Origin of the sequence: Methanofollis sp., from assembly GCF_028702905.1 — an archaeon.
Lineage (GTDB): Archaea > Halobacteriota > Methanomicrobia > Methanomicrobiales > Methanofollaceae > Methanofollis.
Map to the genome: position 1 here is coordinate 1 of NZ_JAQVNX010000057.1, position 13,214 is coordinate 13,214.

At 61.0% G+C, this 13,214-nt stretch carries 13 protein-coding genes and 1 pseudogene; 5 read left to right on the forward strand and 9 right to left on the reverse strand.

Features of this window, described 5'->3' with window-relative positions:
• Window positions 1-788 (reverse strand): hypothetical protein (locus PHP59_RS07930; protein ID WP_300165769.1); only part of this gene is annotated, 788 nt, incomplete at its 3' end.
• A 58-nt stretch (window positions 789-846) separates the two neighbouring features.
• On the opposite strand from PHP59_RS07930, the gene PHP59_RS07935 reads away from it, so the two are divergent.
• Window positions 847-1,137 carry a hypothetical protein gene (locus tag PHP59_RS07935; protein ID WP_300165771.1) on the forward strand — a complete coding sequence of 97 codons (291 nt, stop codon included), beginning with the start codon at window positions 847-849 and terminating at the stop codon, window positions 1,135-1,137.
• A gap of 149 nt (window positions 1,138-1,286) precedes the next feature.
• On the opposite strand, the gene PHP59_RS07940 is transcribed toward PHP59_RS07935, so the two are convergent.
• The 7 genes from PHP59_RS07940 to scmC form a co-directional block, all read right to left on the reverse strand.
• On the reverse strand, window positions 1,287-2,495 hold the full coding sequence (locus PHP59_RS07940; protein ID WP_300165773.1) for a hypothetical protein: 1,209 nt from the start codon (window positions 2,493-2,495) through the stop codon (window positions 1,287-1,289).
• A 250-nt stretch (window positions 2,496-2,745) separates the two neighbouring features.
• Entirely contained in the window at window positions 2,746-3,606 is an 861-nt protein-coding gene (locus tag PHP59_RS07945) for a hypothetical protein (protein ID WP_300165775.1), read from the reverse strand.
• Window positions 3,607-3,858 (reverse strand): hypothetical protein, encoded by a 252-nt coding sequence (locus PHP59_RS07950; RefSeq protein WP_300165777.1) that lies wholly within the window; start codon window positions 3,856-3,858, stop codon window positions 3,607-3,609.
• Between the two features lie 46 nt (window positions 3,859-3,904).
• Entirely contained in the window at window positions 3,905-4,672 is a 768-nt protein-coding gene (locus PHP59_RS07955) for a hypothetical protein (RefSeq protein ID WP_300165779.1), read from the reverse strand.
• A 312-nt stretch (window positions 4,673-4,984) separates the two neighbouring features.
• Complete coding sequence (locus tag PHP59_RS07960) at window positions 4,985-6,133, reverse strand: nucleotidyltransferase family protein (RefSeq protein ID WP_366943740.1); 1,149 nt, start codon at window positions 6,131-6,133, stop codon at window positions 4,985-4,987.
• Window positions 6,126-6,758 carry a hypothetical protein gene (locus PHP59_RS07965; RefSeq protein WP_300165781.1) on the reverse strand — a complete coding sequence of 211 codons (633 nt, stop codon included), beginning with the start codon at window positions 6,756-6,758 and terminating at the stop codon, window positions 6,126-6,128. The genes PHP59_RS07960 and PHP59_RS07965 overlap by 8 nt, the downstream gene beginning before the upstream one ends.
• Window positions 6,758-7,648, reverse strand: a complete 891-nt coding sequence (scmC, locus tag PHP59_RS07970) for a SynChlorMet cassette protein ScmC (RefSeq protein ID WP_300165783.1) — start codon at window positions 7,646-7,648, stop codon at window positions 6,758-6,760. The genes PHP59_RS07965 and scmC overlap by 1 nt, the downstream gene beginning before the upstream one ends.
• Before the next feature lie 713 nt (window positions 7,649-8,361).
• Here scmC and scmD point away from each other — a divergent pair.
• The 4 genes from scmD (at window position 8,362) to PHP59_RS07990 (ending at window position 12,809) form a co-directional block, all read left to right on the forward strand.
• Window positions 8,362-8,661: a SynChlorMet cassette protein ScmD gene (gene scmD / locus PHP59_RS07975; protein ID WP_300165785.1), complete on the forward strand. Its 300-nt coding sequence runs from the start codon at window positions 8,362-8,364 to the stop codon at window positions 8,659-8,661.
• Window positions 8,648-9,772, forward strand: a complete 1,125-nt coding sequence (gene scmE / locus PHP59_RS07980) for a SynChlorMet cassette radical SAM/SPASM protein ScmE (RefSeq protein WP_300165787.1) — start codon at window positions 8,648-8,650, stop codon at window positions 9,770-9,772. The genes scmD and scmE overlap by 14 nt, the downstream gene beginning before the upstream one ends.
• Window positions 9,769-10,941 carry a SynChlorMet cassette radical SAM/SPASM protein ScmF gene (scmF, locus tag PHP59_RS07985; RefSeq protein WP_300165789.1) on the forward strand — a complete coding sequence of 391 codons (1,173 nt, stop codon included), beginning with the start codon at window positions 9,769-9,771 and terminating at the stop codon, window positions 10,939-10,941. Before scmE ends, scmF begins: the two co-directional genes overlap by 4 nt.
• Window positions 10,942-11,039: 98 nt before the next feature.
• A complete protein-coding gene (locus PHP59_RS07990) occupies window positions 11,040-12,809 on the forward strand; it encodes an ABC transporter ATP-binding protein (protein ID WP_300165791.1) in 1,770 nt (589 codons plus the stop codon).
• A gap of 66 nt (window positions 12,810-12,875) precedes the next feature.
• On the opposite strand, the pseudogene PHP59_RS07995 reads toward PHP59_RS07990, so the two are convergent.
• Window positions 12,876-13,214: pseudogene (locus PHP59_RS07995) on the reverse strand (SAM-dependent methyltransferase); the annotation flags it as partial.

The following is a 13,214-nucleotide window of genomic DNA, read 5'->3' on the forward strand; positions in this document are numbered from 1 at the left end:
TTGAAAAAGACAAACCCTCCGACGATCATTATGCCGAACCCGAGAAGCATACCGCCGATCGCTCTCGCATTACTTGAAGGCACATGCTCCGAGGTATACCTGAACCTGTACCCGCCGTGCAGATCACCGGTGGAGATCTCGGCACCATACCGGGCGAGGGCGAAGGCGTCGAGGACAATGCCCCAGCCAGCGGACATGAGGATTGCGAGAATACCCGCGAATCCTAAAATGTCGCCAAAAATTTCCGAAAAATAACCGTTCGAATCAAAAAATAACGCTTCAACAAGATAGATCCACACAGGGACCGCCAGGATGCTGACAGCCGTGGCGGCGACGAACGCACAGACCCGCCAGAACAGACTGCCGGGCGCACGGCCGGCGACGAGGTCGCCGGTCACCCCATCGACCGTGGCGAAATAGGTGCGGCCGGCATAGGTATACCGCAGAATCCAGAAAGGATAGATGAGGAGAGCGTTCTCGCAATCGGAGAAATGTACCTCGTACGCCGTGATGGTGGGGATCTCGGAACGCTTCTGCACCCCGTGTTCGAGAGCGGTGATACCGTCGGAGATGGCGTCTGCCAGAGGAACGATCACCTCAGAGACTCGTCCGGTGAAGACCTCGATATCGTAGGGCCCGGTTTCGCCGCTGAGATTGTGGAGATAGTAGATCCCGATATCGCTCGCATCATGGGCGATCTCGGTCCAGACAAAGTCGTCGTCGACGTATTCTTCCATCGGCACTTTGACGTCATAGTCCTCGCGAGATTCGGTCCTGTGACCCTTCACAAAACCGGTTATATGGGCAGTGAGGCTCTAGAAAGGGAAATAGTGTAATTGACAGTCAATGACCCGGGCCCGATCCTTCAGGTCCCATGCCATCAGGATGCCGCCCCACCAGGCACGCACCGCTTCGATCGCCCGATCTCTGCCGGTCGTGCGTGTGAAGATCAGCGATCGAGTGCTCTCTTCGATCTCTGAGAGACAGGCATCGCACAAAGAGGGGTCAGGATACCTCTCGGATAGAAGGGGGCCGCCGCAGTGCGGACAGGACGCCGTCTCCTCAAACCCGTCCGTCATACTATCCCTGAATGACGGCACCCCGGATGATTCCAGGACGCCGCCAAGTTATGGTTGAGATCATATAGTTGGTTGGAGATTCAATTCCTGGAATAAAGGTTATCGACGTATCATCTATGGCACTATATATTATAGAGACAGGATTACGAGGCTGAGTGCCGGACGGTATCGGCGGACGCCCGGAGAGACGGCAGGGCGAGAGGGGAGTCATGTCGCCGCCTCGATAGGATAGTCCTCATGCACCCACCGCCTGCTGGCCGTCCCCCACGTCGGATTGTGCAGGGACATACACGCGACGATATACGCCACCAGTCCTGTGATGGCCAGGAACAGTGCCTGCCACCCCACATTATGGTAGAAAGCAGATCCGCCAATGACCATGGAACATAATCCAAGAACGATACCGGCGATCTTTACGGTGTTCTTTGAAGGTATATCTTCCGAGGAAGAGCGGTACCCTCCGTCCACCTCGCCGCAGCTGATCTCGGCACCATAGCGGGAGAGAGCGAAGCGGTCACAGGCAATTTGGACGCAGATGAAAACGAAGAGTGCTGGAATACTAGTAAAAAAGAAAAGAATCGCGATAATCAGACCGGGGTCAGACATCCCTAGACGGATAAGAAATTCTAAGTACATGATCCCGATCAGGATGGCCAGGACGGTGACGGCCATGGCTTTGACGAACGCGAAGGCTCTCTTGAAAATATTTCCCGGCGCACGGCCGGCGATGATGTCGCCGGTCACCCCGTCGACAGCGGCGAAATAGGTGCGACCGGCATATGCGTACCGCACGATCCAGAACGGGTAGACGATCAGACCGCCCTCGAGAGACCGGAGGCGTACCTTGTCTGCGGTGACGTGGGGTACACGGGAATAACGCAACGCTCCATAGCGCAGTGCTCTCAGCCCCTCTGCAAAACCCTCTGCCGGCGGGACGGTTACCTCCGAGACACGTCCGGTGCAGGCGTATGAGGACACCGTTTCACAGTTCGGATTACGGATATAATATATTCCGAGACCGCCCGTATCGCTTGCGGCCCCGGTCCAGACAAAGTCGTTGTCGAGGTCTACGTCCATCGGCACTTTCTCCTCTGAGCTATCGCTGGATTCGATCCGGTAGCCCTTCACGTGGCCGGCGACGTGGGCCGAGAGTTTCCAGAAGGGAAGACAGTTCAGCAAGCACTCGATCGTCTGCGCCTTCGTCGCCAGGTCACCGGCGATCAACGGGTCTTCCCACCAGGTCCGGACAATGTCGAGCGCCTGGTCCCGCGTGATCCTGCTCGTATAGAGGACCGGTCGAGCGTCCCTCTCTATCTTTGCGAGACAGGTGTCGCAGAGAGAAGGGGCCTGCCGCTCCTCAGATGGAAGGGAGCCGTCGCAGTATGGGCAGGACGTCGCATCCGGCAACGCGGTCATGATAGATCCCGGAAAAGATTCTCGGTACATTTCCAGGATGCAAGATCGAAAATAAATGTTCTCGAAATATACTATATGCAGGAATATAGTCTATAGGGGGCTTTCCGAGGGCGGGAGGCCTGAAGAATTCTTTCCCTATCGACAGAAGGCGTCCCTCGAGGGCATGACTTTTCAGGCCGGACGATCCCCCTCCTCGTCAGGTCGATCAGCCTCGCCCACCCCCTCGCGACGGATGAGGGGTGGGAGGCGTTCAGGGAGGAGCTGGCCGGAGTGGTGACGGCGGGCCTTCGTCGTACCTGTACCCCCCTTCGGCCTGCCCGCTGACAAGCACCGAGCCGTACCTGACAAAGCGGAGATACCAGTCGACGATGATAAAGCAGACAATACCGATGATGACGATATAATAGACAGCGAAGATCAGGGGGAAGATCAGAAGGAGACAGAGACTCAGGGCAACCGCAACGGCGCAGACGAGGAGGGCGCTGGCACCGGCGCGGCGGCGTGCCCGCAGGTCGCCGGGCGCCGTACCGGCGAGCACCTCCCCGGTCACGCCGTCGATGGTGGCCTGGTAGGACCGATCTCCATAGGAGTAGTGCACCACCCAGAGGGGGTACGAGACGAGGGCGCTCTCCAGGAGGACGGTCCGGAGTTCTTCGGAGGGATAATGGGGGCCCTGCTCCACAAGCATTGTGAACGCACGCCTTTCGACCGCTTTTTTCTGTCCCGGCAGAACATCGCCCTCATCGACGCTCACGGGGATCTCCGGGCCTGGACACCTGCCGGGGGGCAGCACCTCTCCGGCCAGTCTGGGCAGGAACCTGACCCCGACGGCATCGACAGGGCAGGCGATGTCCGTCCAGGCGATGACCCTGGGAACGACACAGTGCACAGGCGAGATCATGGGGGCGAGCGGCAGGGGGACGGCCACGCAGGCAGTGACCTCCCAGGTCGTGCTCCAGAAAGGGGCGTACAGCAGAGAAGAGGCAGTGACACTCCCGGCCTCGTCGAGGTCGCGGGCCTTCGGCCCCTCACGCCACCACTGCCGCAGGACGTCGACGACCTGCTCCTGCGTGAGCGCATTCCTGACCATACCTGAGGGCGGAGACGCCATTCAGTCCACCTCCTCACGGGTATAACCGGGAGCGACGAGGTCCTCGACCCGGGCGGTCCCGGGCATCGACAGAGATAAGGGGAAATAGAGGACCGCCCCTACGACGGCAATGACCGCACTCTCCCATGACCCCAACCAGATGGAAAAAAATCCGCCGAGGACCATCAAAACAAAGCCGGCAAAGATGTTGTGATATGTCGGGGTGGCCTGTGCATAGAGGGGAGAAGGAGACGTGTTATATCCGCCGTCCACCTCGCCATAGGTGACCTCGGAACCATGCCTGAAGAAGGCAAAGGCGTCATAGACATAATGAGCCCGGGCAAAAAGAAAACCCGAAGATCAGAAACATTCCGGTAAGGAGAGCACATGCCTGGAAGGCGGTGGAGCTGAACCGGTTCGCATTCGAGGCAAAATAGAGGAGCACAGAGATGAAGATCGTGACTCCAAGGACGCTGAGGGCCATGGCGGCGAGGAGAGAGCCCATACGCCTGAGGTAGTCTCCGGGTGCACGGGCAGAGACGAGGCCGCCGGTGACACCGTCGACAAGGGCGAAATATGTCGGGTCGGCGGACGCGGCCCCGATCATCCAGAAGGGGTAGAGGACAAGGGTGCCCTCCGGTTCCTGGATCTGTATCTCGTGGGCGGTGATGTAGGGCACACCGCAATATTCCAGGACGGCCCCGGGGAGGGCACGCATGCACTCGGAGAAGGCGTCGGCCCGGGGGACGGTCGCCTCTGCCATCCCTTCGATGTCTGTCGCGAGAGGCTGCGTCTCCCGGAACAGGGTGCTGAGGCACCAGACGCCGATGTCGCCCGACCTGCAGGCCGTCCCGGTCCAGATGAAGTCGTTGTCAAGTGTCCTGTCCATCGGCACTTCGGTGTCCGATGTCTCGTCGGATTCGATCCTGTAGCCCTTCACAGAACCGACGACATGGGCGGTGAGCATCCAGAAGGGGAGATAGATGAGGCGGCACGACGCCGTCGTCCAGTCCTGGGACCTCCAGCTGCGGTCGATCAGCCTCTTCTCCGACCACGCCCGCACCCTGTCGAGCGCCTGGTCGCGCACCCGAACATGCGACCGCCAGGGCCTCCGGGAGGAGGATCGGGCGTGTCTTTCCCGAAAGGGCCGGACAGAGGTGGGTGTAGGGCCCCCTGTGCAGGAGGAACATCCATGGGAGTCCTTCAGGCCAGGGGGGTGATAAAATTTATCAAATACCATATATTGGTTACTATAGTCTATAGAGATCGCACAATGTCCGGAAAATTCCCATCATCTCTCCATGAGAGAGAAGATTCCTCCTCCATCCACCGAATTTCGGGATCTCGCGGCCAGTCAGTCGGAGATTCACGCCATCGCCCTGTTCTGTGGCATCTGTTCTTATCGGAACCAATTCCTCAGGTGGCGGCCGGCAAGATACCTCAGCATCTGGATCTTCTCTCTTCTGTCGGGCAGCGCCGATACCTTGAGTTTCAGATAGGAGGGAACCGAATCGTCTTTTTTCAGGAGGGCGGGCCAGATCGCCTCCTCCTCGTCGGATGGCGTCGGCCATCGTGTGAAGTCATCATATCCCGGCGGGGGGGTGAAACCTGTCCAGATCCGCGCCATGGTGAGGGCGATCTCGACGGCATTCCGCGCCCTCCACACACGACTCGCCTCACTCACCGCCGCCCAGTCCTCCGGAACCCTGAGCCGGCCGGCGAGCAGGGCGATGTCATGGATCCAGATGAGGCGGATGCTCCGCGTGTGGCCGACGACCGTGTGCAGTGCAGTATGAAGGAAGGCGTCCCGCGGGGCGAGGGTCTCAAACGTGAGGTGACCTGTGCGGACGGTAACAGCCCGTGAGAAGAGTTCCTCCAAGGGGATTGGAGAGACGAAACCCAGCGAAGGCGTGCATCTCCAGTGGATTTCGACCGCTACATGCCCGGGATCTATTCTATCCGGGTAAAAGGTCTCTTCATGATAATAGTTGCTGGAGACTGCAAATTTATTCTCATCGCATCGGTATCCAAGAGCCGTGAGGAGAGACTCGGCTTCTTCCACCTGCTCGGGACAGACCAGCACGTCGAGATCGCTTCCGCCCCGCATCGCAGGGTCGGGGTAGAGAGATCGGGCAAGAGCAGGGCCTTTCAATATCAGCATCCTGATCCCGTGATCCTCTGCTGCGGTGAGGATCTCACCGAGCTGCCGGTCCATCTGGACGGAGTGGACCCTGCCCATGAGATAGTCACGGCGTATCATCTCCATGACCTCCGCAGGCGGGAGGCACTCCTCATCCCATGCACGAAGGTACCCGTACAGGATAGGCGTTGCCCAGTGCGGATACAGGTGGCGGAGAAGAGACTGCCATGCCTCCGGGCTGCACTCAGGGGGTGGGGTCTGATCATTCCGCAGAACCGAAGAGAGGTAGAGCAGGAGTACGTCCGGGACTGAGAGGAGACCGTTTCTCGGTTCTCCGCAGAGGCAATATGTGCTGTGAAGTTCTCTCATAACCGATGTCGCGTCCGGGACACCGGCAGGGTTACTCATGCTCACCCTCAGGGTTTGGTCCTGGGAGCGCTTCTTCGTTCACGATGAGCCCGAAAGGTCGCCGGATCCGCCAGCGCCTCTCGCCGGCGGGCAGGCATCCGATCGATCGCCCGGCACAGAGGAGGTGCAGTTCGGTGCCCCCCCTTCGCCGGAAAGCGACGACCCGGAGGAGAGGAGGCTGCACCGGGCATCTCCCGGCAAGGGCATCGCAGGGGCGTCGCAGGACGCCGGCGAGGGCATGCACTGCACGAAGGCGCAAGCGGAGAACGCTGCCGCGGCACCACCCTGCCGCACCGCCACGGATAGCCACCTCTTTTCCGCCCCGTTGTGCAGAGACGACGCATCCGAGAATGGCATCGCCCGCGAGGAGATAGGGATCGCAGGAGAGATTGTTGTCGCCCTGTGTGCGTATCCCGCAGGGAGTGACCGCGACGACGCGGTGGATGACGATCCGGCTGCGTCCGGGGGGCCGGAAGAGGATCACGTCTCCTCTCCTGATCCCGCGCCCGGCATCACAGGGACGATAGCGGAGGAGGTCGAGAGTCTTGAGAGTCGGGTACATGCTCGGCCCGACATAGGTGATGAGGCCCGGTCTGTCGGGGAAGATGCGCGCGAACCGTTCCATCAGTTCGTCCCCCGTCCTTCTGCGCACGAGGCCATCGAGCGCTCGATCTCTTCCCAGAACCGGCCGTGGCGCGTGGCACTGAGACGGAACGCGGGGACCCTGCAGGCGAGAGTCGATGCATTTGCGAAGATGTCCGCTCTGAATCTCCGGGCGGCGGGCGTATCGAGATGCCGCAGGTACAGCTGAATGATCTGGATGGCCGAGGCTGTGATCTCTACGGCTGCTTCTCCCTGCCCGACCGGAACCGCAGCGTCATGGTCGGCCTGCTCCAGGAAGTACACTGCCCTGATAGGACGGTTCCCCCGCAGGTCCCAGGTCTTTTCAGTATGGCCCCGCATCGTAAGGTCGCTCCATGTGGGAAGAGGATGCGCGTGATATGCGCCATTCGTGTCCCTGACAATGACTGCCATATCGTCACCGAGTCCCTCCCACGGCGGGGGGGCCCGGGCGGCGCAGGTGGATTTCCCTGTCCCGCCGGGGGCGGCGATCACGACGCCGTCGTTTTTGCGGGAGAGAAAGGCGGCATGCAGGGGAAGTGCACCCGAAGGCAAAAGTTCGGTACAGAGAAAAGAGAGAGTGTCTCTCATTCTGAAGTAATCAATGGATGAACCCTGATCCTGCAATCGGAGAATCTGAATGAGATAACCGGGCCAACCGGCATGTGACCAGACTCTAAGATACCTGAGGTCCCGGTACTTCCAGACCGGCGACGAGGGAGGGTGCTGCGTGAAGAGAATTTTTCTTTTGCCGTCTGCGGGGCCCTCATCAAGTTTCAGGACCGTTGCGAAGCGTGCCATCCAGCTCCGGAGATCGTCTTCTGCTCCGAATGCCCACCCGTTTCCGTCCGCAAGAGTGAAAGGGTACCATATGGTGCGGTCGCTCCAGGACATTCTCAATCGCTATGGTCCCCATCACGGTTTTTCGGATCTCTCCCGAAGATACGACTCCTTCATGCCCGGGTGCGATCCCGGCACCTGAGGGAACGGGTCGGCTATGCCGCTCGTCGCTCCCGTTCGAACGGGCCTCTGCAATCTGTCCCGAAATTAATTTTCACCGACATCTCCACCGGCATGACATGCAACGGCATAGTTTCCCACCCCACAATTTACAGCGGCGGGTGCGCTCCCCGTGACGCAGTGGTGACCATACCCCATCGTCTTCTCATGTGCCCTGAGATCGATCAATCGTGGTGATTCATATGCCCGAGTTTTCATCAAAATACCCCCTTTCTCCTGTACTCTTTCAGTGTTCATGACCCGACTGAAATGACTCCCGCGTCTCATGACCTCATCTGGACAATATAATATATAATATTTTTTATGGTTTCATCCGCAGGTTTCCCATGTATGCGACGCCAGTCTAAAATAGAGTAATTTATTGTTATACTACGACTATTATCCATCTGAAAGCCATTTGAGAATGATTTTTCTCATTTTATTTTGATAAACGGCGCTGAAGAAGGTCGAAGAGACAGCGGCACCACAATCTGATGGCGATCCCTTCCAGACAGGTCTCGAGTCCCGGATCCGGTACACCGGCAACCATCAAAACGGCAAATGGACATCGAAAGGCAATTATATTATAATGTAGATTACCCGGGGTGATGGTCGGAACAGGCAATAATATATTTGGAAATCCGCGTATCGTCTTCAGAGAGGAATTCGACGACTGGGCAATCCTCTTCGATCCCGACACCGGCGAGGCCTACGGCCTCAACCCGACAGGAGCATATGTCTGGAAACTGCTGGACGGAAAGCACACTCAGGACGAGATCTGCGAGGCGGTCAGGCAGTCCTATTCCGACGTCCCGGGTGGGGCGGCGACCGAGATTACAGCGTTTATAGACGAACTCACAGAGAAGGGTTTTGCAGGGCGGGATGTGACACCCCATGGAACCGGATGAAGCGGCGGTGGGGGTGATGCACACACCCCGCACCGTCGATCTCGCGATCACCCACCATTGCAACCTCAGGTGTACCTACTGCAGCCATTTCTCGAGCGCCGGCGACGCCGGCAGAGATCTCCCGACCGGCGAGTGGCTGCAATTTTTCGAGGAACTGAACAGGTGCGCCGTGATGGGCGTCACCCTCCAGGGCGGCGAACCCTTCTGCCGACCCGATCTTCCCGAACTTATTGGCGGCATTGTGAAAAACCGGATGCGCTTCTCTATTCTCTCCAACGGGACGCGGATCACCGACGAACTGGCGGCATTTATCGCCGGGACCGGGCGGTGCAACACCGTACAGGTCTCCATCGACGGATCGACCCCTGAAGTCCACGACTCGTTCCGGGGGAGAGGAACGTTCGTCCGTGCGGTGCAGGGCATCTCCCGTCTGCACGAACAGGGGGTACCGGTCTCGGTGCGGGTGACGGTCCATAGAAAGAATGTCAACGACATCGACGCGATCGCGAGGTTCCTGCTGGAAGACCTCGGTCTCCCTTCCTTTTCGACCAACGCAGCGTCCTATTTCGGTCTCTGCCGGGAGCATGCCGACGCCGTCCAGCTCACCCCCGAAGACCGCACAGCCGCCATGGCGACGCTGCTCGGTCTGAACCGGAGGTACGGGGGACGGATCTCGGCCACCGCAGGCCCACTCGCCGAGGCGGAACACTGGCTAAAGATGGAACGAGCCCGGCGCGAGGGGCGGGCGCCCCTTCCCGGCGGCGGCCATCTCACCGGCTGCGGCTGTGCCATGAGCAAAATCGCCGTCAGGGCCGACGGGGCGATCGTCCCCTGCATCCTGCTCGGCCATATTGAACTCGGGCGGATCAACCGGGACAATCTCGGGGAGATCTGGCGCACCCACCCCGAGATACAACGGATGCGAAGCCGGCGGGAGATCCCGCTCGAGCAGTTCCCCTTCTGCCAGGGCTGTCCGTACATGCCCTACTGTACCGGCAACTGCCCGGCCCTCGCCGCCACTCTGCTGGGCGACGCCTATCACCCAAGCCCTGACGCCTGCCTCCGGCGATTCCTGGAGGCCGGAGGACGACTGCCTGAGGGAGAAGCATGAACGGCAGGGGACTGGTGCAGGAGGACGAAAACTCGGGATACCCACTGCATCAACTCTATTTCTACCTCACCGACGAGTGCAACCTCGCGTGCCGCCACTGCTGGATCGCGCCCGGGTACCTGAACGCAACCACGGCCACATCGTTCCTCCCCTTCGACCTCTTTGTTTCCATCATCAGGGAGGCGCAACCACTCGGTCTCACCGGCGTGAAACTCACGGGGGGCGAGCCTCTCCTCCACCCACAAATCGCGGAGATCGTAACATTTGTCCGGGACGAAGGCCTCAGGCTCGTTGTCGAGACCAACGGGACGTTGATGACACCTGAGATTGCGCGGATCCTCGCTTCGTGTAAAGGTGCCTTTGTCTCGGTGAGCCTCGACGGCGCCGATGCGGCGACGCATGAATGGGTCCGTGGCGTTCCCGGGAGTTTTGCGGCGGCGTGTGCAGGGGTCGGGCATCTCGCGGCGGCGGGGCTCAGGCCCCAGGTGATCATGACGGTGATGCAACGGAATCAGGACCAGCTTGATGCGGTTGTACGACTCGCCAGGTCGCTCGGTGCAGGTTCCGTGAAATTCAATCTCATGCAACCGACGGCCAGGGGTGAGACGATGCATGCCAGAGGAGAGGCCCTGACAATCGAGGAACTGGTCACTCTCGGGCGGTGGGTAGAGGACGAACTGGCGTCCCGCACCGACGTTCGCCTCATCTACGGCCACCCCCCCGCCTTCAGACCACTCGGGCGGATCTTCGGGAGTGACGGGGACGGCTGCGGGGTCTGCGGGGTCTGCGGAATCCACGGAATCCTCGGAGTGATCGCCGACGGATCGTATGCACTCTGCGGGATCGGGGAGATTGTGCCCGAAATGGTTTTCGGGCATGCCGGAAAAGACCGGCTCGCAGATGTCTGGGAACGGACGCCGGTCCTAAACGAGATCAGGGAACGGCTCCCGGAGGGATTGACAGGAGTGTGCAGACGCTGTCTAATGAAAGGGCGGTGCCTCGGGAGCTGCCTCGCGCAGAACTATTATCTAAGCGGCGACTTCTGGGCGCCATTCTGGTTCTGCGAGGAAGCTGAGCGGGCCGGGGTATTCCCTGAAACCCGTCTGGTGCATGGGGCGGAGAAAGAGGGAAACCGCCTGAAACGGCCGGTCCTCGAGCACGTTGAGTGAGATATTCACGACGGGATCGGCTGGAGAGAGATCGAGCGGGCGGTGGAGCACGGGCAGCGACCGGCCGTCTCAGCAATGAGAAGGAGGATGACGGAGAGATGAAAGGAGCAGCGGAGAGAACGGGCCGAAGCATCGCCTTTGTGAGGGAGGTCCTCGCCGCCCCGCAGAAGACGGAGTTCCGGTACCGCGACCTCCGTTTCTTCCTCCCGTACCTCCGGCCGGTCTGGAAACTCGGGGCCGTCAGCCTCGCCATAACCATGGTCCTCGTCGGCCTGAGGGCGCTCGTCCCCCTCTCGGGCAAGATCTTTCTCGACTACCTGGTGCCGGGTGCCGGTGCGGCGCCGCCGACGACTCCGTTCACCCTCTCGCTGCCGACTCTTCTCCTGGCGATGCTCGTCCTCGGCGCCGCCGTCGGGGTGCTCGGACTCCTCCAGACCTATCTTCTCGTGCGGTTCAGGGAGGAGTACACCTTCGGCCTCCAGGCCGACCTCTTCGACCACGTGCTCCGCTTCCCCCTCCCCTACTTCAAGGCAGGCCAGACAGGGTACCTGATGTCCCGCATCTCCGGCGACGTCGGGGTCATGCAGTACCTCTTCTCCCAGTTCCTCCCCCAGATCATCTCGAACGTCTTCTATGTCGCCTTCTCTCTCGTCATCCTCTACGCCCTCAGCGCCAGGCTGACCCTCCTCTTGATCGTCTTCACGCCCCTTTTCCTCCTCGCCAACCTCGTCTTCCTCAGCCGGATACGCGCCGTCACCTACCAGGAGAGGGAGAGGGAGGCCCATGTCTCGCGGGACCTGCAGGAGGTGCTCGCGGGCATCGAGACGGTGAAGGCCCATGCCGCCGAGGAGAGGGAGGTTGGGCGGGTGGTGGCGACCCTGCGGGGCGTGATCAGGATGCGGGTCCGGAACGCGATGCTCGCCTCCTTCTCAGGCCAGGCCCTCCTCGGCACCCAGTTCCTCCTCCTCCTCGCCGTCGTCTGGGTCGGCGGGCAGGAGGTCATCGCGGGGGCAATGACAGTCGGCGGCTTTGTTGCGTATATCGCGTATATCGTGACCTTCTCGGCTGCCGCACGGACGTTCTTCTCTCTCCCTGTCGTCCTCCAGCCCGTCGTCACCTCGGCGGAAAGGCTCCGGGAACTCTTTGGGACAGAGACGGAGGCCGCGGGACTCGCGCCGGCGACGGTCGCGGGGAGGATCGCGTTTCAGGACGTCTCCTTCTCGTACCCGGACGGCACGGAGGTGCTGCGGGACGTCAGTTTCACCGTCGGGCCGGGCGAGGTCGTCGCCCTCGTCGGGCGGACGGGCGCGGGGAAGACGACCCTGATCAACCTGGTCCTGAGATTTTATTCCCCCACAGCAGGCACGGTCACTCTGGACGGCCGCGACCTCGCCGACCTCGACCCCCGCTGGGTGCGGGAGCAGGTCTCCGTCGTCTCGCAGGACCTCTTCCTCTTCCACACCTCTGTCGAGGAGAATATCAGGTACGGGAGGCCGGAGGCCGGGCGGGACGAGGTGGTGGCGGCCGCAGAGAAGGCGCAGGTCCACGAGGAGGTGCTCGGCTTCCCGCACGGCTACGAGACGGTCGTCGGCGAGAGGGGGATGCAGCTCTCGACAGGGCAGAGGCAGAGGATCGCGGTGGCGCGGGCGTTCCTGCGGGACAGCACGATCCTGATCCTGGACGAACCGACCTCGGCCCTCGACGCCCGGACCGAGGAGAGGTTGCAGGCGTCCCTTGCCGACCTGGCGGAGGGGAGGACGGTGGTCATGATCACGCACCGCACCGCCCTCCTCGCCCTCGCCGATCGGGTGTACGCGATCGAGGACGGGCGCCTGGTGGAGAGGGCGGCGGCCGGCGAGGTGGGGTGAGGCGGGTTACTGTTGCATTTTTCCCCTTTACGGTAGTTTACAGTAAAAATATCGGGGTGTCGTCCCTCACCCCCGCATCACGAAGAAGACGTAGCCGTACTCCGCGCTGTGCGCCCTGTACACGGCGATCTCCCTGTGCGTCCTCTCGACGAGGTCCGCCGCACCGGGGGTGCCGGCGTACTCGGCCGCAAACTCATCGAGCCTCGCTTCGAGGGGGCGGTAGAGGTGCTCCCACCACGCCTCCGCAGGGAGGCGGAACGATCCGACGAGGTCGAGGCCGGAGGCGGCGATGACCTCCGCCACCCCCTCCTCGGTCTTGAGCGAGGGGTCGACCTCCGCCCAGAACGTTTTTGCCTCAGGCGAGGGGTCGGCGGTGAACCAGACCGCATCGGAGACGGCCATATA